Genomic DNA, 25,488 nt, shown 5'->3' on the forward strand with positions numbered 1-25,488 from the left:
TCAGAACTGGGCGTAGGTGCGCAGGAAGGCGGTTGCCTGCTCGGCGCAGAAGCCTTCCTTGATCGGCGCGCGGGAGATCGTCAGCCGGTGGAAGAGGGGGCCGAGAAGCTGCTCCATCACATCGTCCAGCTCGAAATCACGCCGGATCACGCGCTTTGCCGCCAGTTCGGCCAGCAGCATGCGCAGGGGCTGGCGAATATCGCGGCCCACCCAGGCGCGCCAGACTTCACCGGCTTCCTTGTCATCGGCCGCTGCCAGCAACGCCACGCGCAGCACGGCATGGCCATGCCCGGTGCGGGCGGCTGCCTCGATGGGAATGATCAGCGCGGTAATCCGCTCCTGCGGGTCGCGGCCGCCATCGGGCGCGTCCGGCACGAGGGCGAGCGCGGCGTCGACACACATCGCGCCGATCGAGGGCCACCAGCGATAGATCGTCTGTTTGGAAGCGCTCGCGCGTTTGGCCACGGAGTCGACACTGAAACCGCGCCAGCCATTTTCGGCCATTTCGTCCCGCGCAGCCTCAAGGATAGCCGCTTTCGATGCCTCGCTGCGCGTCGGCCCCTTGCGGGAGCCTGAAGGCGGGCTCGGGGTTTCGGTCGGCGTCGACATATCCAGTTTCTCCACGATGTCTTGTCTCTGAATAACCGGGAATCGGTGCATCGGCGAGACGGGCCGTTCCGTGTTAACGGTATAATCGTTTCAAATTCGCTTGCAGCGCAGCAAAATTGGCTTAATTCGCCCCGCAGAACAGCTTGGAGAACGGGATGAAAACGATCGACCAGATGATCGAGGGCTACCGGCGCTTCCGGTCCGGCATGTATGCCGAGCAGGTTGAACTCTATCGGCAGCTGGGGGAAGGGCAGGACCCGGACATCATGCTCATCGGCTGTGCCGACAGCCGCGCCGAACCCTCCGACATTTTCAACGCCGCGCCGGGACAGATGTTCGTCGTGCGCAACGTGGCCAACCTCGTGCCGCCTTACCAGCCCAATGGCGGCCTGCACGGGGTTTCCGCCGCGCTGGAGTTTGCGGTCAACATCCTCAAAGTGAAGATCATCGTGGTCATGGGACATGGCGGTTGCGGCGGCGTTTCGGCCTCCCTCACCAAGAATGACAGTCCGCTGATCGGCGAATTCGTTGCCCCCTGGGTCAAACTGCTCGATGAGGCGCGGGAGCGCGTGCTGGAAAGCCAGCCGGTGAACCCGCAATTTGCGCTGGAACTCGAAGGCATCGAAACCTCGCTGGCAAACCTGATGACCTTCCCCTTCGTGCGCGAAAAGGTCGAAGCCGGCACGCTGGAGCTGCACGGCGCCTGGTTCGCCATCAAGCATGGCGAGCTTCACTGGCGCAATGCGCGCACCAAACGCTTCGAGATCGTCGCCCCGTAAGGCAATTGAAACTCAAAAGAAAACGGCCCGGAAGGATGTCCCTCCGGGCCGTTTTTCTGTCTGGCGACAGAGGTTTACTTCGCGTTCTGTTGCTCGCGCAGGACGGCTTCGCGGATCAGTTCGCGCGCCTTTTCAATGCCCTGCCAGCCGTCGATGCGGGTCCATTTGCCTTTTTCGAGGTCTTTATAGTGCTCGAAGAAGTGCTGGATCTTGTCGCAAAGCGTCTGCGGCAGGTCGTGATAGGTGGAGATCTTGTCGTAATAGGCCGTCAGTTTCGGGTGGGGCACAGCGAGGATCTTCTCGTCCGGGCCCTTGTCGTCCGTCATCAGCAGCACGCCAATCGGGCGCGCGCGCAGGACCGAGCCGGGCACCAGCGGGCGGTTGCCCACCACCATCACGTCCACCGGGTCGCCATCGAGGCTCAGCGTGTGGGGCACGAAGCCATAGTTACAGGGATAGCGCATCTCGGTGTAGAGAAAGCGGTCCACGAACATCGCGCCAGAGGCCTTGTCGATCTCGTATTTGATGGCGTCGCCGCCGAGCGGAACCTCGATCAGGACGTTGATATCATCGGGCGGATTCTGGCCGGCGGAAATTTTTGAGAGGTCCATGAGACGAGCGCGTCCTTCTCTGTGGGAGGGCAGGAAAGTTCGGCGCTCCGATGAACTGCCAGACGCCTCAGGTCAAGGCCCGCATCGTTAACATAGCCCTTGGTCGCAGGCAGATGTCCCGCTCAGCCTTTGCGTTTCAGGCCGTAATTGAAGCTTACCGAGATGCGCGCCTCTTCCGTGCGGCTGGGCATGACTTCATGCCGCAGCCAGCTTTCCCAGAGCAGGCAATGGCCTTCCTTGGGCTGAACATAGACAAACCGACGGGCCTCCTCGGGCGCGTCGTCAGTCAGTTGCGGGGCGGCCATCATCATCGCCAGGCGCGGGTCTTCATACTTGATCTTCCCGGCCCCTTCCGGAACGCACACGTAAAACGTGCCCGAAATCACGCTGCCGGGGTGGATATGCCCGGAATGATGCCCGCCCTCGCCGAGGATATTCACCCAGATCGCGTCCAGCGTCAGGGAAAGCCCCTCCATGTCCCAGTAATGGGCCTTGGCGAAGGCGGCCGCAGCCTTGTCGAGATGCCGCTTCAGCTCGGCAAACTCCGGAAACCGCTCCGGCAGGTCGTCCAAAGAGGCGTAGGACGTATAGCCGTCATAGCCTTCGGCCTCGCACCAGGCGTTTCCCGCTGCGTCTTCATCCTCCATCAGCCAGGCGCACCGCTCCAGCCCCTCGCGCAGGTCGGCGCTGCCTATCGCGATTTCCTCGATCCGGGTCGTAAACAGCTGGCGCATGGGTAGGGCCTCCGATGGGTTCCCGCGCCCTTACAGAGACTTCGCCAGCGCTTCAAGCTGGTCTGCCGCCATGCCCCAGCCTTCATGAAAGCCCATCGCCTCATGTTCCTTCAGGGATTCTTCGCTCCAGTGCAGCGCGCGGGCGGTGTATTTTGTCTTCCCGTTCCCGGCGTCCGCAAACAGCGTTTCGGCCACCATGAACGCCCGGCTCGAAGGCACCCATCCCGGCAGGAAGGCATCGGTCGTCACGATCTTCTGCATGGGAACAACTTCCAGATACACGCCGAGATTCTCAAACCGCTGGCCATCTGGCCCGTTCATCACGCAGAAGCTTTCCCCGCCCGGGCGCAGGTCCATCCGCACATCGCTGACATACCAGGGCTTGGGGCAAAACCATTGCTCCATCAGGGCAGGGGTGGTCCAGCATCGCCACACCTTCTCCACGGATGCGTCCATCACGCGGTCCAGGGTCAGCACGAATTTCGGTTCAGATATCACAGTCATGTGGGGTCTCCTCCGATGGTGCCGGTCCGTAGCGGTCCGGCAGGTTTGTAATGGTTGATCATCACGCCGCCCGCCGTGGTCTGTGTCCGGATAAGTTTCAGCTCGCAAGGCGCCGCGCCGGAGAAAAAGCGTTTGCCCTCGCCCAGCAGTACGGGGAACACCAGCAGCAGCACATCCTCCGCCAGCCCCCTTTCCAGCAATACCGGCGTAACGGTCGAGCTGCCCCAAACGATCAGCGGCGGCCCGTCCTGTGCCTTCAGGCGTGAAATGCCCGCCACAATGTCCGTGTCCAGTGCTTCTGCCGGTCCCCAGCTCAGGCTGTCGGGCCGGTGCGTTGCCACATATTTTACCGCGCCGTTCAGCTGGTCGGCCATCGGCCCGGGCTCGGCCTTCGGCCAATAATCGGCCCAGATATCATAGGTCCGCCGCCCCAGCAGAAGGTCAAACCGTTCGCCATGTGCCGCCACGATCGCTTCGCCAATCGCGTCATCATCATGCGGCGCGGCCCATCCGCCATACGGGTAGTCGCCATCTTCATCCGGCCCGCCCGGCGCCTGGATGATGCCGTCCAGCGTGATATGTTCGATCACGGTAATTCTACGCATTCGCCGCTCCCGCACAGGCGCCAAACAGGCCCAGAATATAGCGCTTCAAATGATCCAGGCTCTCGCGCGCCGGGGCGGCGTCACCGCTCGCCTTGGCCAGGATGAAAGCCCCTTGCGTCACCGCCACAATGTGCAGCGCCAGGCTCTGCGCGCTCCACGCGCCGGAAATCCCGCGTGCATCCATCGCCGCTTCAATATCAGGGACCAGCTTATCGCCATGCCGGCGCATGCTGTCCCAGGTGGCGGCGGCCACAGGCGGGCTCGTCGCCCAGGCTTCCTGCGCCATCGTGCCCACAAAACAGGTAAACTCGGCAATCTCCCCGCTCATCATCTCGCGGCGCAGGTCGATATAGCCAAGCAGGCGCTCCAGCGGGTCTTGCGGCGCATGATAAGGCGCGGTCTCGAAGAAGGCTTCAGTCACCGCGGTCCAGTGATTGGCCGCGGCCGCGGCCAGCTCTTCCTTGCTCTTGAAGTGATGGAAGAACGCGCCTTTCGAAACGCCCGCCGCCGCGCAGATCTCATCCACGCTCGTCGCGGAAAGCCCCTTCTGGCGCACCAGCCCAAAGGCGGCTTCCATCAGATTATCCCGCGTCTGCGGGTTCGCCTTCCGGGCCATGGCCTGTCTCCTTGAAGAATAACATACCAACTAGTCGGTATAATGGTCAAGCGGCCTTCTTTAGAAGGCCCCTGCAAAGGCGAAGGCCCGAGATTGAACCCGGCCAATCGAAACCTGAAACGCAAAACCGGCTCACAACCCGTAGGGCGGATAGAGCAAAGCGAAATCCGCCATCACCAAATACGGCGTCCGTACACGTCGGATTTCGGCTTCCCAGCCTCTATCCGACCTACGAGTTGCGAGGTGACTAGGCCTTTCACCGGAACCCACGAGTTGTCCTTGGAGTCGACACGCCTTTGGGCGGGTTTGCATAACTTTTTAGTGCCCCGTTGGAGTTTTTGCCGCTCTCCTTGGAGTTTTCGTTGGAGTTATTTTCCAGCGCTTACCCCGCAAAGAAAAAGCCCGCCGCGGGGGTCCGGGCGGGCTTGATCGGGAAGGGGGAAGGGCCGCTTATTCCGGTTTCCTGAACTTCAGGGTCATGCGGTCGCTTTCGCCGATGGCCTTGTAGGCTTCCGGGTCAAAGCCCTCGATGGTCGTGCCATCTGCCTTGGAGGTCGCGCTGTTGGGCGGCAGGGTCCACACGCCGAAGGGATGGTCGGCGGTGTCGGCCGGGTTGGCGTTCACTTCGCTGGCTTCCACGAACTCGAAACCGGCAGCGGCGGCCAGGCCCTTCACATAGTCCTCATGCACATAGCCGCTGGCAGCGGTCGGGTCCTGCATCGCAGTCGAGGGCAGGCGGTGCTCCACCACGCCCAGCGTGCCGCCGGGCTTCAGCGCCGCAAAGGCGTCGGTGAAGAACTTCTCGGTATAGCCGCCCGACATCCAGTTATGAATGTTGCGGAAGGTCAGCACGGCGTCGGCGGTGCCCGGCTCGGTCAGCGGGCCGGAAGTGGCCGAAAACGCTGAATATTCAATCGTTCCGAAGCGCGGGTCGGCATAGGCGTTCTTGAATTCGGTGAGGCGTTCTTCCATCCGCGCGCGGCGGTCGGCGTCTTCAACCGAGGCAATGTCGAAGCCGGCGGCCACCAGCGTGCCGCCGCCCGAGGCAAGCCAAGGCGCCAGGATGTTGGTATACCAGCCGCCGCCCGGCCAGATCTCGACCACTTTATACCCCGGCTCGATGCCGAAGAATTCCAGCGTCTCGGCCGGATGGCGCCACGGGTCGCGGGCTTTTTCTTCGGCGGAGCGGGCATCGGAATTGACGATATCGGCCAGCGTCACGGCGGGGGCAGCTTCGGTGGCGGCGGTCTCGGTGCCGGTTTCGGCGGGGGCATCGGTCGCCGGCGCCTGCGCAGAGCAGGCCGCCAGCATCAGGGCCGAGGCGGCCGCGAGCATCAGATTTTTCATGGTGTGTCTCCATCCCAGGGTACTTGATACCCCTCCTACGCTACCCACATACTCCTTGTCACGGTGCCGCCAGGCGGGCCGGGACCGGAGAAAAGTGCCAGCGCCACGCTTGGGCTGGGTCGTCACTTCCCCTCCGAAAAACTCCAACCGCAGTTGCTTTTGAGAGGACTGTCCAAATGAGCAATATCGACCTTACCCCCCTTTATCGCACCATGGTCGGCTTCGACCGTATGGCCAACATGATCGACCAGGCCTCCCGTCTGGATGGTGCGCAGGGCTATCCCCCTTATAATATCGAGAGAGTCGACGAGAACGCCTTCGCCATTGAGATCGCGGTCGCCGGCTTCACCCAGGAAGACCTTGAAATCGAAACCAAGGAAGGCCTGCTCACGGTCGCCGGCAAGAAAGGCGAACCCGAAGACGGCAATGGCCGCAACTTCCTGCATCGCGGCATCGCGCAGCGCAGTTTCATCCGCCGCTTCCAGCTCGCCGATCACGTAATCGTGACCGGGGCGAGCCTCGAGCATGGCGTCCTGCGCATCGATCTGATCCGCGAAATTCCGGAAGAAAAGAAAGCCCGCAAGATCGAAATCGGAGACGGCACCGTTGCCAAGGGTCCGAAGCTGATCGGCAAGAAGTCCGCCACAGACAACGCAGCCTGATGGTTTAAGACCAGTATAGTGCGTTTGCCGCGAGGCGACGGAACGAAAGCCCCCGTGGTTCAGGCCGCGGGGGTTTTTTGCGGCTGGCGCTCGGCAAAGAATTCCGCCGCGCCCGCTTCTGCCAGGAACTCGGCCAGGGCAGGGGCTTCCTTCAGGGCTGCGCGCACGCGGTCCTGCAATTTCTGGAAGCTGCGCCCGGCATAGCTCTGGGTCGCCTGCTCGAACAGGCCATCGTCCAGCGTCACGGAGAAGCGCTTCTTCTGGCGCGAGGCGCTCGCCGCATTGGCTTTCGCCCAGGGCAGGAAGGTGCGCGCGGCTTCGCCATCAAACAGCGCCAGCAGCGTCGGCTTCAGCGCTTCCAGCGTCGCATACGGGCCGCCCGCCTGCGGGTCGATCATATGCTCGCACCATGCCACCAGGAACGGCGCGCGATCGGCCAGCCAGGCTGCCGGTGTCGGGTCCGTCAGCATCTGCTGGAACTGCGCGGCCAGCGCAAAATCCGCCGCCGACGGATGACCGCCGAAAATGAAGAGGTGGTTCTGCAGGTGCGCGTTCAGGCGCAGCGCAAAGCGGCGATAGCTGGTTTCCAGCGTCGCGGCATTCTCATGTTCAGCGCCCACCAGCGGCAGGCGCGCGGCCATCCGGTCGCCCACCTGCTTGGATGCGGCTTTGTAAGCGCGCGGGCGCTTGCCGCCGTTCAGCTGCACCAGCGCGCGAAGCGCGGCGGCGTCGCGGTCCGGCAACTGGCCCCAGCGCTGCTGGAACATCGCCTTGTTCAGCCACTCGTCGGCATAGTCTTCCAGGATCAGCGACAGCGCCGCCAGCGTCGCATCGTCGGGCTGTGCGGCGGGTTCGGGGAATGCCTGCTCAAGCGCTGCCAGCATCTGCGTCGAATCCTGGCTCACCTTACCCTCGGGCGAGAGGAGCAGCGGTACGGTCGGCGTCTTCGCCAGCTCGCGGAATTCCGCTTCATTCGCTGCCGAGCGCGAGATCCATTCGAACTCAGCGCCCTTGAAACGGAGCGCCGCGCGCACCTTGAGCGAGTAGGGCGACGTCTCGGCGCCGAAGAGTCTGTAGCCAGCCATCAGGTCGGTCCCATCGGAAACAAGGGGTCTCTGTAGGCAGAACACTGCCCGCTGCCAAGCATAGTTTGCCGCCGAAGCTGTTCCCCGGTATGCGCTGTTGCAACAGGATAACGCCCTCAAGGGAGAACCAGATGCGGGTAATGCACGTCATGGCAGGCGCGGCCGAAGGCGGCGCAGAGAATATCATGCTGGAGTCGGTGCTTGCCCTCGGCGAAGCAGGGCACACCCAGCATGTCGTCACGCGGCCCGATAATCAGTTCCGGATTTCGCAGTTCCGCGATGCTGGCATCGGCGTCGATACCGCCAGTTTCAACAATGCCTGGCCGTTTCCCACACGCGGTGTCATCAACCGTGCCATCAAATCCTTCCAGCCCGACATCATCGAATACTGGATGGGCCGCGCCGGGCAGTTCGCGCCCAAGGCGTATCGCAACCGCTCGATCGCTTGGTATGGCGGCTATTACAAGCTCGCCCGCTTTACCAATTGCGAATGGCATGTCGGCCTGACGATTGATCTTCTCCGCCATATCCGGGAGCAGGGGGTCGCGGAGGATCGCTCCGCCATCATCCATACGTATGCGGATTTCACCGGTTCGGCCCCGGCAGACCGCGCCGCGCTGAACACGCCGGCAGACGCCCCGGTCGCCCTCGCTCTCGCGCGCCTTCACGAGAAAAAAGGCCTCGACACCCTGCTCGACGCGACGGCGAAAGTGCCCGGCCTCTATGTGTGGATCGCTGGCGAAGGCCCGCTGGAAGCTGAACTCAAAGCGCATTGCACGCGCCTTGGCCTTGACGACCGCGTGCGCTTCCTCGGCTGGCGGAATGATCGCGGCGCGCTTCTGGAAGCCTGCGATGTTGTGGCGTTTCCTTCCCGTTACGAACCCTTCGGCACGGTGACGGTCGATGCCTGGGCCGCGTCTCGCCCGCTGGTGGCGGCTGATGCAGTTGGCCCGGCGGCTTATGTGAAGAACGAGATCAACGGCCTCCTCATTCCGAAGAATGATGTTGATGCCCTCGCCACGGCGCTCTCCCGCGTGATCACCGACAAGGATCTTGCCGCGCGGATCGTTGCCGGCGGGCGCGAAAGCTATGAGGCGCAATTCAACAAGGCCGCTTTCCAGCGCGACTCGCAGGCATTCTACGAGCGCATCCTTGCCCATGCTGGCCCGTTCAAGGCCTGATCAGCCAGCAGCGGTCGCCCTGAAAAACCAGCCGTAAAGGCGCGCGGCCTGGCGTTTGCCAAGGCCGGTTTCCACGCGGATGCCAGCCTCGCGCAGGATGCGAAGCCCGTCGCGTGCGGTGGGGTGGGGGTCTTCAATCGCCACCACGACGCGGGCAATTCCCGCCGTCACCAGCTTGTTCGCGCAGGACGGCGCGCCCGATGAGCGCTCGCGGCAAGGCTCCAGCGTCACATAGGCTGTCCCGCCTTTTGCGCGGGTGCCCGCTTCCTCCAGCGCAATCTCTTCGGCATGCGGCCTGCCGCCTGTGCCAGTCACGCCCGCGCCAACGATATGGCCGTCTGCATCCAGCAGGATACAGCCTACGGATGGGTTCTGGCCTGTGAGGCCCTGATTGAGACGGGCGAGCGCAAAGGCCCGCCCCATCATCCGGCGGTCGCGGCGCTGGCTCACGGCAGCGCAGGCAGCGGCTGGGCGCGGCTGTCGTCGAGATAACGCACCGAAACTGGTTTCAGGTTTGCGTCGAGTTCGATCAGCAGCGGATTGCCCGTCGGGATCTCGACGCCCGTGATCGACTCATCAGGCACCTTGAACAAGTGCTTCACCAGCGCGCGCAGCGAATTGCCATGCGCGGCGATCAGCGTGTCCTTTCCGGCCAGCAGTTCGGGCGCAATGCGCTGTTCCCAATAGGGCAGCACGCGGTCGAGTGTCGTTTTCAGGCTTTCCGTGTTCGGAATATCGATGCCGCGATAGCGCGGATCGGTGGACAGGTCATAGGTGCTGCCAACTTCCAGCGGCGGGGGCGGAATATCATAGCTGCGGCGCCACACATGCACCTGGTCTTCGCCATGCTTGGCGGCAGTCTCTGCCTTGTCGAGGCCGGTCAGGCCGCCATAGTGGCGCTCGTTCAGGTGCCAGTCTTTTTCAATCGGCAGCCACACACGCTTCATTTCTGTCAGTGCCAGCCAGAGCGTGCGGATGGCGCGGGTCTGAACGCTGGTGAAGCCGGCGCGGAAATCGGCGTCGAGGGCGGCGATCATCTGGCCGGCCTTGCGGGCTTCGGCTTCGCCTTTCTCGGTCAGGTCCGCATCCCACCATCCGGTGAAGCGATTTTCCAGGTTCCAGGCCGACTGGCCGTGCCGGATCAGGACGAGCTTTGTCATGGCATTCCTCGATTGATGTCTATGTGCCGCCCCTGCGGGCAGGCTGGGTCCGCCGTTCTCTTCCCTGCAAATCCGGGGAAATTCAAGCGCTCATCACGCGCATCAGCTCTGCAAAGGCCAGAACCACGTGATAGCCGGTTGATGCCGGCGTGAAGGTGGAAAGGGGCGCGCCGTTGGGGCCGATATGCTCCATCCAGCCGCCATCTTCGGTCAAATGCTCATCCATCAGGATGTCGAAGCTGCGGCAGGCGGCGGCGGCAAAGCGCTCTTCGCGCCGGATTTCATACATTGCCAGATGCGCTTTCAGCGCTTCAGCCTGCCCCCAGGTGCGCCGCGAGGCATCAATCGGCGCGCCCCCGCGCGCTGCCTTGAGGATCACGCGCCCCTCAACGTCCAGCGTGGAGAGGGAATAGGTGTAAAGGCGCTGTGCCGCCTCGGGCACCGGTTGCCCGGCAGCTTTGGCCCATTCATGCAGCAGCCACACCCATTCCAGCTGGTGGCCAGGTTCCACAATCCGCGAAGGATCACCGGGCAGCATCGCCCAGTCCGGCGCAAACACTTCGCCCAGAAGGCCGCCATCGCCCGCCGTCAGCTTGGTCTCGAACAGTTCGAACAGCTCGCCCGCGCGGCGCAGGTGCCCGCCATCAGGATCTGCGCCATGCAGCGAGAGGCAGGCTTCCAGCAGATGCATGTGCGGGTTCTGTTCGCGCTCGTCGGCGCGGGGCAGGGCCTCGGCATAGCCGCCATGAGGGTCACGCGCCAGCCGGTCGAGATTGGTGAGAATGCTGCGTGCGGCCGCAATCGCGGCGTCCGCAGGGCCCGGCCCGCGCGCGGCTTCTGCAAGGGCAAACAGCGCAAAAGCCGTGTCGTAAAGATCGAAGGTGGTGTCTGTCAGGCCCGTGCCCTCAAGGCTCAGCGCGCGGCCCGGCAGGCCCTCGCTGTTCAGCGCGGGTCCGGCCAGGGTCGCGATCCCGGCATTGACGAGCTTGGCGGCGGTGTCGCGTTTCCAGCCCATCCGCCAGGCTTCGGTGAACACATAAGTCTGGCGCGCCTGAACGCGCACGCGGGTCGTGTCTCCGGGTTTGTCGTCCAGCGACAGGGTCAGGGCTTCAGGAAACAGGCCAGCCTGATTCACCCCATGGTCCGCCCACAGCGGAAAACAGCTGTCGAACAGCCAGCCCCGCGCTTCCCTGGCGCGCCGTTGAAGTGCCGCAACCGACATAAGTCCTTGCCTTCTCCCTGATTTCACCGCTGCAATTGGCTCGCCACAACGGTGTTCCTCCTGCTAACAGGAGCCTTGGAAATTGGCCAGCGCCCCATGCTGGGGCTTTGCAGGAGAGATGTAGCGCCGATGCGCGACAAACTTTTCTTCCCCCTCGCCGCGCTTCTTGCGGCCGCGATGGTGCTTCTGGCGATCCAGCCGGGCGTCGGTCGCCTGCCAACCGGCGCTGTGGCTGGCGATGGCATGAATTACGATCGGATCGTTATCGAGGGGCCATATCTCAACAAGGTCATTGCGGGCGGCGACGCGCGTGCGCAGCTCATCCGCGAAGGCGGGAACTACTATCTCTATATTGAGGCTGCTGCTGATGCGCTTTCTGCTGCGCCGGAGCTGGGCCCGCATTTTCGCCTCGCGGCTGATATCGAAACCCAGTTCTCCGGTCGTAAGGCACGTGTCACGGTGCGCGCCCGCCCGGCAGATGTACGCGGCGCAGAAGATATCGAGGTGAACTATTCAGCGGGCCGTGTCGGCGAATCCGGTTGGCAGGTGATGCCGCTTCAGCCCGGCTTCTCCGATGTCAGTTTCGATTATGATGTGCCGCTCATTCAGGGGGAGCAGGGGGTCGACGTTCTCGGCATCCGCCCAGTCGTGCCGGATAAATCCCGCGCATTGGTAATCGAGCGGATCGTTCTGCAGCGCTTGCCCTGAGCCCGCCGGTTTCGGGTTTGCCATATCGAGCAACGATGATTATTCAGGGACCACCGCCGCGCCGCGCGGTCATTGGATGACCAGCGCAGCGGACCTGCAAACCTGCTACCGGAGTTCCCATGCGTCCACTTATCGTGTCGCTGAGCGCCCTTATTTTGGCCGCCTGCGCAACAGACCCTCAACCGGAGACGAACTTGACCGCTGACACTCAGACGCCTGCCGCCGCCGCCTTCGATCCGGCTTCCCATCTGTGGCTAGAAGAAGTCGAAGGCACCGAGGCTCTCGCCTGGGTCACCGCGCAGAACGAACGCACGCTGGCAGAGCTTCAGGCCGATCCGCACTACGCTGCCTACGAGGCGGCCGCGATCGATGTGCTCACCTCTGCCGCGCGCATCCCCTACGGCACCGTGCGCGACGGCTATGTCTATAATTTCTGGCAGGACGAAACCAGTGTCCGCGGCCTGTGGCGCCGCGCCTCGCTGGAAAGCTACGCAACCGAGACCCCGGACTGGGAAACCATCCTCGATTTCGACAAGCTCTCCGCCGATGAAGGCGCCAACTGGGTCTATAAGGGCGCCAACTGCCTGCGCCCGGAAGCGGGCGGCGGATGGCGCTGCCTCGTCTCGCTCTCCAATGGCGGCAAGGATGCGGTGATCAATCGCGAGTTCAACCTCGCCACCAAATCCTTCGTCGAAGGCGGCTTCGTCACCGGCGAAGCCAAGCAGGGCATCGCCTGGGCTGGCCCCGATACGCTGCTCATCGCCACCGACTGGGGCGAAGGCTCGCTGACGGAATCTGGCTACCCCTCCATCGTCAAGCGCTGGCAGCGCGGCACGCCGGTTGAAAGCGCCGTCGAGCTGCTGCGCGGCAAGGCAACCGATGTCGGCGTCTGGCCGATGGCGCTGAAGCTGGAAGACGGCCGCGTGCTCCAGGGCGCCGTCCAGTCTGAAACCTTCTTCACACAGAATTACTACTGGTTCCCCGAAGGCGAAACCGAAGCGGTGCGCTGGCCGCTGCCGATGAAAGCCTCGCCAAACGGCATCTATAAAGGCCAGTTCCTCTTCACTATCGAGCAGGACTGGACCCCCGAAGGCCAGGACGCCTTCAAGGCAGGCGATCTCCTCGCCTTCGATCTCGACACCTATCTTGAAACCCGCGCGCTGCCGCCGGTCACGCTGGCCTTCCGCCCGTCGGAAACCCAGGCCGTCAACGGCGTTGCCATCGCCAAGGGCGCCGCGCTCCTCTCGATCAGCGAGAATGTCATCGGCAAGGTGCTGCGCATCGAACCCTCCGAGAGCGGATGGACGACCACGCCGGTCACCCTTCCGGGCACGGGCGAAGTCGGCATAGCCTTTGCCGATGAAGACGAAACCGCCGTCTTCCTCAACTATGAGGATTTCCTCACGCCCAGCTCGCTGCTCAGCTATGATGTCGCCAGCGGCGAAGTGACGACGCTCAAATCCCTGCCGGCCAAGTTTGACGCCACCGGCCTCAAGGTCGAACAGTTCTTCGCCACCTCCACCGACGGCACGAAGGTTCCCTACTTCATCGTCCATAAGGAAGACATGCCCCTCGACGGCACAACGCCGACGCTGCTTTATGGCTATGGCGGTTTCCAGGTGTCGATGACGCCGGGCTACAGCCCCGTCAGTGGCCGTCTCTGGCTGGAGCAGGGCGGCGCCTATGTCCTCGCCAACATTCGCGGCGGCGGCGAGTTCGGCCCCAACTGGCACCAGGCCGGCCTCAAGCAGAACCGCCAGCATATCTATGATGACTTCATCTCCGTGGGCGAAGATCTCATCGCGCGCGGTGTGACGCGCCCGGAACATCTCGGCATCATGGGCGGCTCCAATGGTGGCCTGCTGATGGGCGTCATGCTCAATCAGCGTCCGGACCTCTGGAACGCGGTTGTCGTTCAGGTGCCGCTGCTCGACATGATCCGTTTCCATCTCCTCCTGGCGGGCGCTTCCTGGGTCGACGAATACGGCTCGCCGGATGTGCCGGAAGAGCGCGCCTTCCTCGAGACGATCTCGCCCTACCAGAACTTCGATGCGTCCAAGCCCTATCCGGTGCCCTTCTTCGTCACTTCGACGAAGGACGACCGCGTCCATCCGGGCCATGCCCGCAAGATGGCCAAGCGCTTCGAGGAAGCCGGTCTTCCCTTCCTCTATTTCGAGAACATGGATGGGGGCCACGCGGCGGCTGCTGACCAGACGGCCCGCGCCAAGCGCTCCGCCCTCGAGTACACCTATCTCACCCGCCAGCTTTTCCCGAAGCCGGCCAGCGAGACCGGGGGGTAAGAGACACCGGCGCAGATATATCCTTGCGCCGCAGATTGTGATGAGCGGGCCGGTTTTTCCGGCCCGTTCTTTTTTGCCCCGCTCCGGCGAATATGGCATAACCGGTGAATGAAACTCGACGCACCCGGATTATCGGTGGCCAATGTTCGTCTCGATCCCATCTGCGAGGCGCATCGCCCTGTTCTGGCCGGCGCCGGCGCCATCGAGGCGATGTGGCGCTGGATGCCGATGATGGAGCGCGGCATCAGTTTCAACACCTATTTCGACCAGACCCAGCAGGATTACCGCGACGGACATATGGTGCCCTTCGCCATCACGCGCACAACCGATGGCGCGTTTGCCGGGGTCGTGGCTTTCATGAATATCGTCCGCCTCCACCGGCGTTTGCGGATTGGGTATCGCTGGCATCCGCCGGAAATGCGGGGCGGGCTGCTCTCGGCGGCCACGTCGCTCGCCCTGATGCAGCGCGCGCGGGACTGCCGGTTCCAGCGGATCGAGTTCCATGTCAGCGTCGAAAACAAGGATGCGGTCGCCGCCATCCAGCGTTTTGGTGCCGCGGAAGAGGGCGTTCTGCGCCATTATATGCGTGCCGCAAACGGGCTCTGGGCCGATGTGGCGGTGTTTTCGCTGGTCACCACCGAGATCGACCGGACCATAGACAGCCTCACCGCCCATGTGGAGGCTTTGGCCGCCAAAGCTTGACCTGTGGATTGCTACGTGCTTTAGGCCCCCCACATTTCGCGCAATTTCGATAAGCGCGCCCTGACCGGCACAAGTTCCTATATGACAGGAACGGGAGGCCAGCGGGGCCCCCCGCCCGGCGATGTCTCGCTCAGCGGGGCTTTCGTGTTTTGTGCGGAAACGAAGGAGTAACGCGGTATGTTCGACGCCCTTAGCGAACGTCTTGGCAGTATTTTCGACGGTCTCACCGGCCGCGGCGCGCTGTCCGAAAAGGACGTGAATGAAGCGCTGCGCGAAATCCGCGTGGCGCTGCTCGAAGCCGACGTTGCGCTCCCGGTCGTCAAAGAATTCGTTGAAAAGGTGAAGACCCGCGCCGTTGGCGAAGAGGTCATCCGCTCGGTCAAGCCCGGCCAGCAGGTCATCAAGATCGTTTATGACGGTCTGGTCGATATGCTCGGCGCCGAGGAAGACGCCAGCGCCCTGCGCATCGACTCGCCCCCGGCGGTCGTGATGATGGCCGGCCTTCAGGGCTCGGGTAAAACCACCACTACAGGCAAGCTCGCCAAACGCCTGGCCGAGCGCGGCAAGAAGAAAGTCCTCCTTGCTTCGCTGGACGTGCGCCGCCCCGCCGCGATGGAGCAGCTCGCCATTCTCGCCGGCCAGGCCGGTGAAACGGTCAGCTCCCTGCCGATCATCCCCGGCCAGCTTCCGGCAGACATTGCCCGCCGCGCGCTGCAGGCCGCCAAGATCGGCGGATATGACGTTCTCTTCCTCGATACGGCAGGCCGCACCTCGATCGACGAACAGATGATGGCCGAGGCGGCCGAAATCGCCGCTATCGCCAATCCGTCCGAAGTGCTGCTGGTGGCCGATGCGCTCACCGGTCAGGATGCGGTTGAAACCGCCCGCCGTTTCCATGAGCGCCTGCCCCTTACCGGCCTTGTCCTTACCCGGATGGACGGCGATGGCCGCGGCGGCGCAGCGCTCTCGATGCGCGCGGTCACCGGCCTGCCGATCAAATTCCTCGGCGTCGGCGAAAAGCTGGACGGCCTCGACGCGTTCGACGCGCGCCGCGTTGCCGGCCGCATCCTCGGCCAGGGCGATATCGTCAGCCTCGTCGAAAAAGCTGCTGAGCAGTTCGATGCCGAAAAGGCCGAACGCATGGCGGCCAAGCTCAAGAAGGGCGAATTCGATCTGGAAGACCTCGCCGAACAATTGCGCCAGATGCAGCGCATGGGCGGCCTCGGCGGCATCATGGGCATGATGCCCGGCGTGCGCAAAGCCAAGGAAGCGATGGCTTCGGCCAATCTGGACGACCGTATCCTGAAACGTCAGGAGGCGATCATTTCCTCCATGACGCGGGAAGAACGCCGCAAGCCGGCCCTGCTCAACGCCTCGCGCCGCAAGCGCATCGCGGCTGGCGCCGGGGTTGATGTGTCGGACGTCAACAAGGTGCTGAAGATGCACCAGCAGATGGCCACAATGATGAAGAAGATGCGCACCAAGGGCGGCATGAAAAGCATGCTTGGCATGGCCCAGCAGGCGGGCATTTCTCAGGCCGATCTGGCGAAAATGGGCAGCGGCGCGCTCCCGCCGGGCGGATTGCCCGGTCTCGGCGGCGGCCTTCCCGGTGGCCTGCCGGGTCTTCCAGGGGGAGCTAAAAAGAAATGACCAACGCTGACCAGACCCTCGCCCAGTTCCAGCTGAACCAGCTGCGTGCGTCCATCGACAATATGGACTCCATCCTCATCCACACGCTCGCCGAGCGCTTCAAGCTGACCCAGCAGGTCGGCAAGCTGAAAGCGCTCCACAATATGCCGCCTGCGGACAAATCCCGCGAAGGCCAGCAGATTGAGCGTCTGAGACATCTTGCAAAGGAATCCGGTCTCGATCCGGCCTTTGCCGAGAAATTCCTGAATTTCATCGTGGCGGAAGTCATCCGCCATCATGAACAGATCCGCGGCCAAGAGGCCGAATAAAAGAACCCCGAGAGACAAGACTTACAGGAGAAACCCCATGTCACTCAAAATTCGTCTCGCCCGTGGCGGCTCGAAAAAACGCCCGTTCTACTCGATCGTCGTCGCTGACGCGCGCGCGCCGCGTGACGGCCGCTTCATCGAGAAAATCGGCACCTATGATCCGCGTATCGCCAAGGACTCGCCGGACCGCGTGAAGGTCGATGCTGCCAAGGCTGCCGACTGGATCGCCAAAGGCGCCCAGCCGACCGACCGCGTGGCCCGCTTCCTCTCGAAAGTCGAAGTTGACGGCAAGCCGGTGGCCACCTGGACCAATGGCAACAACCCGAAGAAAGCCGAGCCGGGCAAGCGCGCCCAGGAGCGTGCGAAAGAGCGCGCCGACAAAGCCGCTGCCCGTGAAGCTGCTGCTGCAGAAGCCGCCGCTGCGCCGGCTGAGGAATCCAGCGAAGGCTAAGCCTTCCTCAAGGCAGTCTCCTGAAACGGCCGGCGCCCTTCTCGGGCGCCGGTCTTTTCATGTCTGCGGTTCAGCTTCACCTGAACATCTGCCAACAAGGGGCGCACGCCGCGTTCAGCCAGCCCGTGTCAGATCTGACGCCTGACCGAAACAAGGAGCCACCTCCATGCTCACCCGCGCCCTTTCCTCCCTCTTGCCCCGCCTGCTTCTCGTGGCCGGCCTCTCGGCCGCTGCCTTCGCGCCCGCCGCCCTTGCCCAGCGGGGCGGCTCAAGCCTGCCCAAGGGCTCGCCCGGTATCGTTTTCTACGCCGATACCAATCTACGCGGCACCGCCATGGCCCTCACCAGCGACCAGCCGAGCTTCAGCAGCGTCCGCTTCAACGACAAGGCCCGCAGCGTCGAGGTGACCGGCGGCGTCTGGCTCGTCTGTCAGGATGGCGGCTACAAGGGCAAATGCGAATATGTCGACCGCACGGTCCGCAATCTCGGTGAGATCGGCCTGTCGGGCGCCATCTCCTCGGCCAAGCTCGTCCCGTATGACAAAGGCCCGCGCAGCTACGACATCGCCTTCTTCGCCGACAATAATTTCGGCGGCGAATTTGTCGGCTTCGATCAGGGCGAGGCCTCGCTTGGCCGGTTTCGCTTCAATGACCGCGCCAGCTCGGTGATGATCAATCGCGGCGCCTGGCTGGTCTGCGAACATGCCGATTATCGCGGCCAGTGCGAACTGCTCGATGCCTCAACCGGCAATCTCGGCGCCCTCGGCCTCAACGACACCATAACGTCCTTCCGTCGGTATGATGTGCGCAGAGAGGGGCCGTGGCGCCGGCCGGTCACCTCGCCGCCGGGCTCGATCCGCGATACGCGCGGCGGATTTGAAGGCGAAACCTCGGTGTTTTTCCCTGCGCCGACCGAGTATGGCCGCCGCATCACCAATGACAGCGGCTCCGCCACCCGCTTCTGCCAGAGCCGGGGTTTCCGGGAAGCGAGCTATAAAGCATCAGGCCCAGTTCTCTCGGACGTGATTTGCCGCTAAGGGGCGGCGCATGACGAAACTTCCTGCCAAAGACCGGCTTATTCCCATGGGCGTCCTGAAGGGCGCCCATGGCGTTCGCGGTGAGGTTCGGGTCAAGAGCTTCACGGCCGATCCGGACATTCTCTTCTCCTACGGCCCCCTGATGGACGAGGCCGGCAAGGTTCTCCTGACGCCGGTGTCGGTGCGTCCCGGCAGCGATCACCATATCGTCCGCCCGAAGGAGTCGCTCCAGAAGGAAGAGTGGGACGCCCTGCGCGGCTGCCTCGTGCATGTCTCGCGCGACCAGCTGCCAGAAGCTGATGATGACGAATTCTACTTTGAGGATCTCATCGGCCTGCCGGTCTACACTGTGGGCGATGCGCCCGAGGGCCGTGTGCGCGCGGTTCAGAACTTCGGCGCGGGCGATCTCCTGGAAATCGAGATCACCGGCCTGCCGAGTACCGTCTATGTCCCGTTCACGCGCGCCGATGTGCCGGTGATCGACATGGCCAGCCGGCGTGTTGTCATCCCTGAACTCTCCCTCTGGGCGAATCCGGACGAGGAAAGCTGAACCCGGCCACCGATTGCAGCCCAATTGCAGTTTGTTGCGGGGCGTTCAGGTGGGCCATGTCATTCTGCGAGCGTAATGGACGAAAGGAGCCCTCATGCGGGTCTCGATCCGGCGCATCGCGCTCACCCTTTCGCTGCCGATGGTTACGGCAGCCGCCCCGGCTTTTGCCGACACCTATTATGATGAAGGCCAGGCGCCCGCCGCCATCGCCCTCTTCAGTGGCAAGGATTTTTACGGCGATGTGCGCGAAGCCTTCGATCCGTTCGTCTCGCTGCACGATCTCGCCTTCAACGACCGTCCGCGCTCTGTCGCTGTGCTCGCTGGCCAGTGGGAACTCTGCGAGCATGTAAACTTCACCGGTCGCTGCGTGTTTGTCCGCGAAGACGTTCCCGATCTCGGCTGGTTCGGCCTCGATGGCCGGGTCACCTCCATTCGTCCGATCTATGAATATACAGAGGCCCAGCACGGCCTCATGTTCACGCGTGATGATCATGGCTACATCCGCTACGCTCACAATGAGAGCTGGGGCGATCATGGCTGGAACTATGGCTATTCCAGCAACCTGCGCATCAGTGTTCAGCATTACGGCTACTCGCCCGACTACTGGCGCTTTGGCTATTACGATCCTCGCTGGGGTTACGATCCCTACGGTTTCGCCTGGCGCCCTTATGGCGGTCCGCGATACGTTTCCTACACCTACCGGATTCTTCCGCGCCCGGTCTATGTGAACCCCTATTGGAAGAAGCATTGGGGCAAGGACCACAAATACTGGGACCGGCGTGGATCCCGCGACGATTGGCGCCGCCGCCCCGATGGCAAATGGCGGGGCGATGGCCGTGGGCCCGGTCGCGGTGATGGCAATTGGGATCGTGATCGAGACAGAGACAGAGATAGGGACCGGGATCGCCCCCGCGACTGGAACCGGGATGACGGCCCGCGCACGGGTGACCGTGCCAGAGACCGTGGGCGGACAGATTCGCGCGATCGCGGTTGGGGCGCTGGTGACCGTACGCGGACAGATGCCGCCGGTCCTCCCCGCACGGGCGGCAGTATTCCGACAGATCCCCGCCGCGGTGATGGAAGGGGAGGAGACCGCCCCCGCGGCGACCTTTCCGGCGGCGCGGGCGGCGGCGCTGCCATCGGCACACCAGGTGGCCGTGGCTCCCGCGATGGCAGCTGGCGCGGTAACCGGGACGACAGCCGCACAAGTGGCGGCGACCGGGGGTCGCGCGGAGACCGTGGCGACCGCGGTGATCGGGGCGGGCGAACGGGCGCAGGCTCTTCGCCGTCCTCGCCGCCGGTCGTATCGGCCCCGCCCAGAGAACGTCCGGGCCGGGATGAGGGTGGCCGCCGTGGCGGCAGGGGAGATGAACTCCGCGGCGCGCCTGGTGGATCAAAGCCGGTTGCCAGCCCGCCGCGCGGCGGTGGTGGCGGCGATGGCTTTCGCGGTGGCCGGGGCGGTGATCGCGGCCTGACGCGTCCGGCCGAGTCCCGTCCGGTGGCGTCTCCGCCTCCCGCGCCTGTTTCCCGTCCGTCTTCGACGCCAACTACAGCCGTGTCGCGGCCTGCGCCTCCGCCGAGGGTTGAGCGTGGTGGCAGAGGCGGTGGTGGTGAAGGTGGCGGTGGCCGCGGTGGCCGCCGCTCCGGCAGCTCGCAGGACTGATCCGTAAAAGGATCAGCTTGCGCGCGGATCGTTCCACTCGGCGGCGACCCCATAGCCGCCGCGCCGGACCAGCCAGAACATGCCGATCAGGTCAAAGATGCCCGCGCCCAGCCGGCCCAGGAATCCATACTTGGATTGCCCGGCCAGGCGCGGGCGGTCATTTACCAGCTCTTCATGCACATCCCAACCGGCCCGCTTGATCAGGGCAGGCAGGAACCGGTGCATGGACGCAAAATATGGCAGGTCGCGGAAAGCGCGCGTGCGGATCAATTTCCAGCCGCATCCGGTGTCGGTCGCGTCATCCTGAAGCACAAACCGGCGTACGCCATTGGCGATGCGCGATTGCAGCCATTTGAAGCCGGAATCGTTCCGGCTGTTGCGTTTGCCCGCGATGATGCCGAGCTTCGCCGGGGCGCCCGGTGCGATGATCTCATTCCAGAGGCGCGCCGTGTCAGCCGGGTCGTTCTGCCCGTCGCCGTCCAGCAACTGCACCCACTCTCCGCGCACGGACCGCAGCCCGGTAAACAGCGCCGCCGATTTCCCGCGCCGCTGCACATGGGTCAGCACGGTCACCGTGCCGGGGTATGTCTCCAGGGCCTCGGCCAGTTCGGCCCCGGTCGCGTCGCCGGAGCAGTCATTGACGCAGACAATCTCGAAATCGATGCCGGCCAGCGCCGTGTGCACTTCCTCGATCACTGGATGGATATTGCCCGCTTCATTGAAGAAAGGGATCAGGACGGACAGTTTGGGAGAGGGGCTCATGCGGCGGCCTTATTGATAACAACCATTTCTTAGCCGCAAAAGCGGGCGCCTGTCAGCAATTGAGCGCGGCCTTGGGATATGGGGTGACGTTGCGCGCTGCATCAATCCCACTATGACTGGAAGCAGAAGCACACATTGGGGGATGGTCATGGCCACTGAATCGCACGCCTCACATGCGCTGGATCTGGCACCGGTCGTCATCCTGCTCGGCTCGGCGGTGCTGGCCGTGCCCCTGTTCAAGCGGATCGGCTTTGGCTCGGTGCTGGGCTATCTGGCCGCCGGTCTCGTCATCGGGCCCTTTGGCTTCCGGGTCTTTACCGAGCCCTCGGCCATCCTGCATGTCGCCGAACTTGGCGTCGTGATGTTCCTCTTTATCGTCGGCCTTGAGATGCAGCCCTCCCGGCTCTGGGCGATGCGGAAGGATATTTTCGGGCTTGGGCTCGCGCAGGTCGGCGTCTGCATGCTGCTCCTCTCCTGGGTCGGGATGGCGCTCGGCTATTCGGCGCAGACGTCGCTGATCGCCGGCACGGGTTTCGTCCTCACCTCGACTGCCATTGTCATGCAGATGCTGCAGGAACGGGGCGACCTGGCAAAGACGCGCGGTCAGAAGATGGTCTCCATCCTCCTGTTCGAGGATCTCGCCATCGTGCCGCTGCTCGCGCTCGTCGCCTTCCTCGCGCCGGGGGGCGGGGATGTCACCCTGATGGAACGCCTGCAGGGCGTCGGCATAGGTCTTGGCTGTATCCTCGGGCTTATCCTTGCCGGGCGTTACCTGCTCAACCCGATCTTCCGCGTGCTGGCCGCGGCGCGGGCGCGCGAAGTGATGACGGCGGCCTCACTGCTGCTGGTTCTCGGCGCGGCCTGGTGGATGCAGCTTGGTGGTCTCTCCACCGCCATGGGCGCTTTCCTTGCGGGTGTGCTGCTGTCTGAATCGTCCTACCGGCATGAACTTGAGGCCGATATCGAGCCCTTCCGGGGTGTTCTCCTCGGCCTCTTTTTCCTTGCGGTCGGCATGTCGCTCGATCTCAATATCGTCTTCGCCAACTGGGAAGTTATCGCGATCAGTGTTGCCGCCTTCACGGTCCTCAAGGCCGCCGGCGTTTACGGCGTCGCCCGCCTGTTCAAGGCAAACCACCGCGAAGCCATCGAGCGGACGGTGCTGATGACGCAAGGCGGGGAGTTCGCCTTCGTCCTTTATGCCGCCGCCCTCGGCGTTGGCCTGATCGATCCCGAAGGCAGCGCCATGCTGACGGCGATCATCATCGTCTCCATGCTGATGACGCCGCTTTTCGTCCTTATCCATGACCGGCTGATGCCGGAGGTCGAGGTTGACGCCTCCGGCGTGGAAACCCCGCATGACGCGCGCGGCACGGCGCTGCTCATCGGCTTTGGCCGCTTCGGCCAGCTCGCCAGCCAGCCGCTGCTCGCGCGCGGTTATTCCATCACCCTGATCGATAACGATCCGGAGATGATCCGGGCTGCCGGGGATTTCGGTTTCAAGGTCTGGTATGGCGATGGTCAGCGGCTCGATATTCTTCATGCGGCGGGCGCTCATCACGCGTCCCTGATCCTTGTCTGCGTCGATGATCCGGCTGCAACCACCAAGATCGTTGAGATTGTCCGGCATGAATTTCCCGGCGTTCTCGTGCTCGCCCGTGCCTATGACCGGGATCATGGCCTTCAGCTCGTCCGGGCAGGGGTCGATTACCCCGTCCGCGAAACCTTTGAATCCGCCCTCAAATTCGCGCGCGGCGCGCTTGAACGTCTGGGCGAGCCGGAAGAGGCCATCGATGACGCGATCGAGGAGGTCCGCCGCCGCGACGAAGAACGCTTCGCCCTCCAACTCACCGGCGGCACCTTCGCTGGCCGCGAACTGATGTTCGGCAATGGCGGCGGGTCTGTGCCGCTGAGCAGCAGGAAACCGGACGGCGACCCCGAACCTGCGGGCAGCTAGTCAACAGACAGCAGAACGCACTGGGCGAGCTTGGGCTGCAACTCTTCCAGGTTGATCGTGTTTGCCCAGGCAGACATAGATGTCCCAATCGCAGAGGCGTCAGACAGGAAATCCATCGCCGCTCCGTCTGCAGGTGGCGGCTTCTTCGCGTCCTCGATTTGCTTCTGATACTGCATCACCAGGGCCGCGATTGTCGTCGCGTCGGCAATCGAACCTTTGGTCGACAGGCGTTGCCGTGCCTTGTTCTCGACACTGAGTATCGCGTCATACAGCATCCCGTAGGCCTGCGTTTCCCGATCTATGATCAGTTCATTCAAGGTGTCGATAAATGCCTGGGCATTCGCGATATCTGCGGCGCCGGCGCCGGCGCCGTCCCGGCGTTTTGCGCCGTCGATGAAAATCCTGGCGCCGGACAGCTGCATTTTTGCATCGGTCGTTTTTATGCTGATGCCAAGCGTTTCCCGCCGGATGCAGGAGAATGCCTCGACGGCGTCATAATATATGTCGGCGCGATCATCGGGCGCATAATATTGTCTCGCGCTGGAAGCCAGCGCGCTGACTGCACCGGTTCCGATGGCAACGTCCGCATTCGCGCCAAGTGCTGCCGCCGTGGTTCCGCCGACCAGTGCAACCATGGCCGGCACGTCGAAAAATTGCCGCCCGTTCGCAATGTCGGCCGCCGCGTTGCGGTATTCCGTCGTGTATCTGTCGAGCAGGTTCAAACCCTCCGACAAAGTTTTCTGCGATCCGGGGCCTTCCACGACGGGCGGCGCGAAACTCGTCGTCGAACAGGCCGACAGGCTGACGAGCGCCGCAGCAATCATCCAGTTAATGTGCTGTCCCATGGTGTCCCTCCCACAAGGGAATTATGCCCCAAGGGAGTCAGAAAATCAATCAGAACGATTTTTCGGGAGACTGGCCGTTTGCCGCTCTGGCCGGCTGGTGGCAGATGGATTAGGGAGGCGCCCATGTTCAAGGCCACTGCCATCACCCTCATCCCGGAAGCCTGGCCGGGTCCGCTTGGCGCTTCGATCCTTGGCCGCGCGCGCGCCGAGGGGCTGTGGGATCTCGAAACGGTCGATCTGCGCCAGTTCGGTCTCGGCAAGCATCGCAAGGTCGATGACACGCCTGCCGGGGGCGGGGCCGGTCTCGTCTTGCGTCCGGATGTGGCCGCTGAGGCGATCGATTTCGTTCAAAAAGGCCTCAAAAGTACACAGAGTGATACGGAAAGTACCCAATCTGTCCCTGAAGGGACACGGCCTGTCATCTATCTGTCCCCGCGCGGGCGCCGTTTTGACCAGCAGATGGCGCGCGACTGGGCCGCCGGTCCCGGTGTCATCCTTTTCTGCGGAAGGTTCGAGGGACTCGACGAACGAGTCCTTGAAGGCCGGAATATGCAGGAGGTTTCCCTCGGCGACTTTGTTCTGGCGGGCGGCGATGTCGCCGCAATGGCCATGCTGGAGGCGGCGGTGCGCCTTTTGCCGGGGGTTGCCGGAAATTCCGCTTCAATTACAGGGGAATCTTTCGAGAATGGCCTCCTCGAATATCCCCAATACACCCTCCCAAGGGAGTGGGAGGGGCGCCTAACCCCCCCGGTTTTGCTGTCTGGCGATCATAAGCGTATAGAAGAGTGGCGAATCAGCCGCTCAAAGGCGTTGACTTTTGAGCGCCGCCCCGATTTATACGCCGCTTACTCCGAAACCCCGACCACCAATGCGCCGGAGACTGGCGATGAACCTGATTAAAGAGCTTGAGACCGCTGAAATCGCGCGCGTCCTCGGCGACAAGAATATCCCGCAATTTTCACCCGGCGACACGGTCGCTGTGAACGTGAAGATCAAGGAAGGCGACCGTGAGCGCGTGCAGCGCTATGAGGGCGTCTGCATCGCCCGTTCCGGCGGTGGCATCAATGAGAGCTTCACTGTCCGCAAGATCTCGTTCGGTGAAGGCGTCGAGCGCGTTTTCCCGCTGGTCTCGCCGGTGATCGACTCGATCGAAGTTATTCGCAAAGGCCGCGTGCGCCGCGCGAAACTCTACTATCTGCGCGATCTGCGCGGCAAAGGCGCCCGTATCGCCGAGCGCACCACGGGTCACGGCATCGAGCAGCAGGAAGTTGCTGTCTCCAAAACCGAGCGCCGCCGCCAGAAGGATGCCGAGAAAGCAAACCGCAAGGAAGCTGCTGCTCAGGCGCGCGCTGAAAAAGCCAAGGCCGATGCTGCTGCTGCCGCAGCCGCCGAAGCAGCCGCTGCTGCTGAAGCTCCTGCAGAGGGCGGCGAAGCGTAAGCTTTC

At 63.4% G+C, this 25,488-nt stretch carries 28 protein-coding genes; 15 read left to right on the forward strand and 13 right to left on the reverse strand.

Annotated features, from left to right (window positions below):
* Window positions 1-609: a TetR/AcrR family transcriptional regulator gene (locus K1X12_RS03520; RefSeq protein WP_220986252.1), complete on the reverse strand. Its 609-nt coding sequence runs from the start codon at window positions 607-609 to the stop codon at window positions 1-3.
* Between the two features lie 155 nt (window positions 610-764).
* Between K1X12_RS03520 and K1X12_RS03525 the strand changes: the two genes are divergently transcribed.
* Window positions 765-1,388, forward strand: coding sequence for a carbonic anhydrase (locus tag K1X12_RS03525; protein WP_220986253.1), 624 nt, complete (start codon window positions 765-767; stop codon window positions 1,386-1,388).
* Window positions 1,389-1,462: 74 nt separating this feature from the next.
* On the opposite strand, the gene ppa is transcribed toward K1X12_RS03525, so the two are convergent.
* From ppa to K1X12_RS03555, 6 genes are all read right to left on the reverse strand, one after another.
* The gene (gene ppa / locus K1X12_RS03530) at window positions 1,463-1,999 is read right to left on the reverse strand and encodes an inorganic diphosphatase (RefSeq protein ID WP_220986254.1); all 537 of its coding nucleotides are present in this window, start codon (window positions 1,997-1,999) and stop codon (window positions 1,463-1,465) included.
* A gap of 122 nt (window positions 2,000-2,121) precedes the next feature.
* A complete protein-coding gene (locus tag K1X12_RS03535; RefSeq protein WP_220986255.1) occupies window positions 2,122-2,733 on the reverse strand; it encodes a TIGR02466 family protein in 612 nt (203 codons plus the stop codon).
* Between the two features lie 30 nt (window positions 2,734-2,763).
* On the reverse strand, window positions 2,764-3,237 hold the full coding sequence (locus K1X12_RS03540) for an SRPBCC family protein (RefSeq protein ID WP_220986256.1): 474 nt from the start codon (window positions 3,235-3,237) through the stop codon (window positions 2,764-2,766).
* On the reverse strand, window positions 3,234-3,842 hold the full coding sequence (locus K1X12_RS03545) for a dihydrofolate reductase family protein (RefSeq protein ID WP_220986257.1): 609 nt from the start codon (window positions 3,840-3,842) through the stop codon (window positions 3,234-3,236). Before K1X12_RS03545 ends, K1X12_RS03540 begins: the two co-directional genes overlap by 4 nt.
* On the reverse strand, window positions 3,835-4,458 hold the full coding sequence (locus tag K1X12_RS03550) for a TetR/AcrR family transcriptional regulator (RefSeq protein WP_220986258.1): 624 nt from the start codon (window positions 4,456-4,458) through the stop codon (window positions 3,835-3,837). The genes K1X12_RS03545 and K1X12_RS03550 overlap by 8 nt, the downstream gene beginning before the upstream one ends.
* 450 nt (window positions 4,459-4,908) lie before the next feature.
* Window positions 4,909-5,805, reverse strand: a complete 897-nt coding sequence (locus tag K1X12_RS03555; protein ID WP_225907858.1) for a class I SAM-dependent methyltransferase — start codon at window positions 5,803-5,805, stop codon at window positions 4,909-4,911.
* Window positions 5,806-5,981: 176 nt separating this feature from the next.
* Here K1X12_RS03555 and K1X12_RS03560 point away from each other — a divergent pair, with 176 nt between their 5' ends.
* Entirely contained in the window at window positions 5,982-6,467 is a 486-nt protein-coding gene (locus tag K1X12_RS03560) for an Hsp20 family protein (RefSeq protein WP_220986259.1), read from the forward strand.
* Between the two features lie 59 nt (window positions 6,468-6,526).
* On the opposite strand, the gene K1X12_RS03565 is transcribed toward K1X12_RS03560, so the two are convergent.
* Window positions 6,527-7,552: a glutathione S-transferase family protein gene (locus K1X12_RS03565; RefSeq protein WP_220986260.1), complete on the reverse strand. Its 1,026-nt coding sequence runs from the start codon at window positions 7,550-7,552 to the stop codon at window positions 6,527-6,529.
* Between the two features lie 131 nt (window positions 7,553-7,683).
* Between K1X12_RS03565 and K1X12_RS03570 the strand changes: the two genes are divergently transcribed.
* Window positions 7,684-8,733 carry a glycosyltransferase gene (locus K1X12_RS03570; RefSeq protein WP_220986261.1) on the forward strand — a complete coding sequence of 350 codons (1,050 nt, stop codon included), beginning with the start codon at window positions 7,684-7,686 and terminating at the stop codon, window positions 8,731-8,733.
* Here K1X12_RS03570 and K1X12_RS03575 read toward each other — a convergent pair whose 3' ends face one another.
* From K1X12_RS03575 to K1X12_RS03585, 3 genes are all read right to left on the reverse strand, one after another.
* Window positions 8,734-9,183, reverse strand: a complete 450-nt coding sequence (locus tag K1X12_RS03575) for a bifunctional diaminohydroxyphosphoribosylaminopyrimidine deaminase/5-amino-6-(5-phosphoribosylamino)uracil reductase RibD (RefSeq protein WP_369426053.1) — start codon at window positions 9,181-9,183, stop codon at window positions 8,734-8,736.
* Window positions 9,180-9,893, reverse strand: a complete 714-nt coding sequence (gene gpmA, locus K1X12_RS03580) for a 2,3-diphosphoglycerate-dependent phosphoglycerate mutase (protein WP_220986262.1) — start codon at window positions 9,891-9,893, stop codon at window positions 9,180-9,182. Before gpmA ends, K1X12_RS03575 begins: the two co-directional genes overlap by 4 nt.
* Window positions 9,894-9,975: 82 nt before the next feature.
* Complete coding sequence (locus tag K1X12_RS03585; RefSeq protein ID WP_220986263.1) at window positions 9,976-11,115, reverse strand: AGE family epimerase/isomerase; 1,140 nt, start codon at window positions 11,113-11,115, stop codon at window positions 9,976-9,978.
* A 129-nt stretch (window positions 11,116-11,244) separates the two neighbouring features.
* Between K1X12_RS03585 and K1X12_RS03590 the strand changes: the two genes are divergently transcribed.
* The 9 genes from K1X12_RS03590 to K1X12_RS03630 all read left to right on the forward strand — a co-directional run bounded on the left by K1X12_RS03590 (window position 11,245) and on the right by K1X12_RS03630 (window position 20,483).
* Window positions 11,245-11,823, forward strand: coding sequence for a hypothetical protein (locus K1X12_RS03590; protein WP_220986264.1), 579 nt, complete (start codon window positions 11,245-11,247; stop codon window positions 11,821-11,823).
* A 194-nt stretch (window positions 11,824-12,017) separates the two neighbouring features.
* Window positions 12,018-14,123, forward strand: coding sequence for a prolyl oligopeptidase family serine peptidase (locus K1X12_RS03595; RefSeq protein ID WP_225907859.1), 2,106 nt, complete (start codon window positions 12,018-12,020; stop codon window positions 14,121-14,123).
* A gap of 108 nt (window positions 14,124-14,231) precedes the next feature.
* Window positions 14,232-14,825 carry a GNAT family N-acetyltransferase gene (locus K1X12_RS03600; RefSeq protein WP_220986266.1) on the forward strand — a complete coding sequence of 198 codons (594 nt, stop codon included), beginning with the start codon at window positions 14,232-14,234 and terminating at the stop codon, window positions 14,823-14,825.
* A gap of 177 nt (window positions 14,826-15,002) precedes the next feature.
* Window positions 15,003-16,475: a signal recognition particle protein gene (ffh, locus tag K1X12_RS03605; RefSeq protein WP_220986267.1), complete on the forward strand. Its 1,473-nt coding sequence runs from the start codon at window positions 15,003-15,005 to the stop codon at window positions 16,473-16,475.
* Entirely contained in the window at window positions 16,472-16,783 is a 312-nt protein-coding gene (locus tag K1X12_RS03610) for a chorismate mutase (RefSeq protein WP_220986268.1), read from the forward strand. Before ffh ends, K1X12_RS03610 begins: the two co-directional genes overlap by 4 nt.
* 37 nt (window positions 16,784-16,820) lie before the next feature.
* Window positions 16,821-17,234 (forward strand): 30S ribosomal protein S16, encoded by a 414-nt coding sequence (gene rpsP, locus K1X12_RS17150; RefSeq protein WP_220986269.1) that lies wholly within the window; start codon window positions 16,821-16,823, stop codon window positions 17,232-17,234.
* Window positions 17,235-17,400: 166 nt separating this feature from the next.
* Entirely contained in the window at window positions 17,401-18,270 is an 870-nt protein-coding gene (locus K1X12_RS03620) for a beta/gamma crystallin-related protein (RefSeq protein WP_220986270.1), read from the forward strand.
* Between the two features lie 10 nt (window positions 18,271-18,280).
* Window positions 18,281-18,820 (forward strand): ribosome maturation factor RimM, encoded by a 540-nt coding sequence (gene rimM / locus K1X12_RS03625; protein ID WP_220986271.1) that lies wholly within the window; start codon window positions 18,281-18,283, stop codon window positions 18,818-18,820.
* Window positions 18,821-18,914: 94 nt separating this feature from the next.
* A complete protein-coding gene (locus K1X12_RS03630) occupies window positions 18,915-20,483 on the forward strand; it encodes a beta/gamma crystallin-related protein (protein WP_220986272.1) in 1,569 nt (522 codons plus the stop codon).
* A 12-nt stretch (window positions 20,484-20,495) separates the two neighbouring features.
* On the opposite strand, the gene K1X12_RS03635 is transcribed toward K1X12_RS03630, so the two are convergent.
* Window positions 20,496-21,245 carry a glycosyltransferase family 2 protein gene (locus K1X12_RS03635; protein WP_220986273.1) on the reverse strand — a complete coding sequence of 250 codons (750 nt, stop codon included), beginning with the start codon at window positions 21,243-21,245 and terminating at the stop codon, window positions 20,496-20,498.
* A 148-nt stretch (window positions 21,246-21,393) separates the two neighbouring features.
* On the opposite strand from K1X12_RS03635, the gene K1X12_RS03640 reads away from it, so the two are divergent.
* Entirely contained in the window at window positions 21,394-23,199 is a 1,806-nt protein-coding gene (locus tag K1X12_RS03640; RefSeq protein WP_220986274.1) for a monovalent cation:proton antiporter-2 (CPA2) family protein, read from the forward strand.
* Here the strand turns inward: K1X12_RS03640 and K1X12_RS03645 are convergent.
* A complete protein-coding gene (locus K1X12_RS03645; protein ID WP_220986275.1) occupies window positions 23,196-24,044 on the reverse strand; it encodes a hypothetical protein in 849 nt (282 codons plus the stop codon). The genes K1X12_RS03640 and K1X12_RS03645 overlap by 4 nt on opposite strands.
* 123 nt (window positions 24,045-24,167) lie before the next feature.
* On the opposite strand from K1X12_RS03645, the gene trmD reads away from it, so the two are divergent.
* Window positions 24,168-24,944 carry a tRNA (guanosine(37)-N1)-methyltransferase TrmD gene (gene trmD / locus K1X12_RS03650; protein ID WP_220986276.1) on the forward strand — a complete coding sequence of 259 codons (777 nt, stop codon included), beginning with the start codon at window positions 24,168-24,170 and terminating at the stop codon, window positions 24,942-24,944.
* Window positions 24,931-25,482 carry a 50S ribosomal protein L19 gene (rplS, locus tag K1X12_RS17155; RefSeq protein WP_220986277.1) on the forward strand — a complete coding sequence of 184 codons (552 nt, stop codon included), beginning with the start codon at window positions 24,931-24,933 and terminating at the stop codon, window positions 25,480-25,482. The genes trmD and rplS overlap by 14 nt, the downstream gene beginning before the upstream one ends.
* Window positions 25,483-25,488: the final 6 nt, after the last annotated feature.

Origin of the sequence: Hyphomonas sediminis (genome assembly GCF_019679475.1) — a bacterium.
In the GTDB taxonomy this organism is placed as follows: Bacteria; Pseudomonadota; Alphaproteobacteria; order Caulobacterales; family Hyphomonadaceae; genus Hyphomonas; species Hyphomonas sediminis.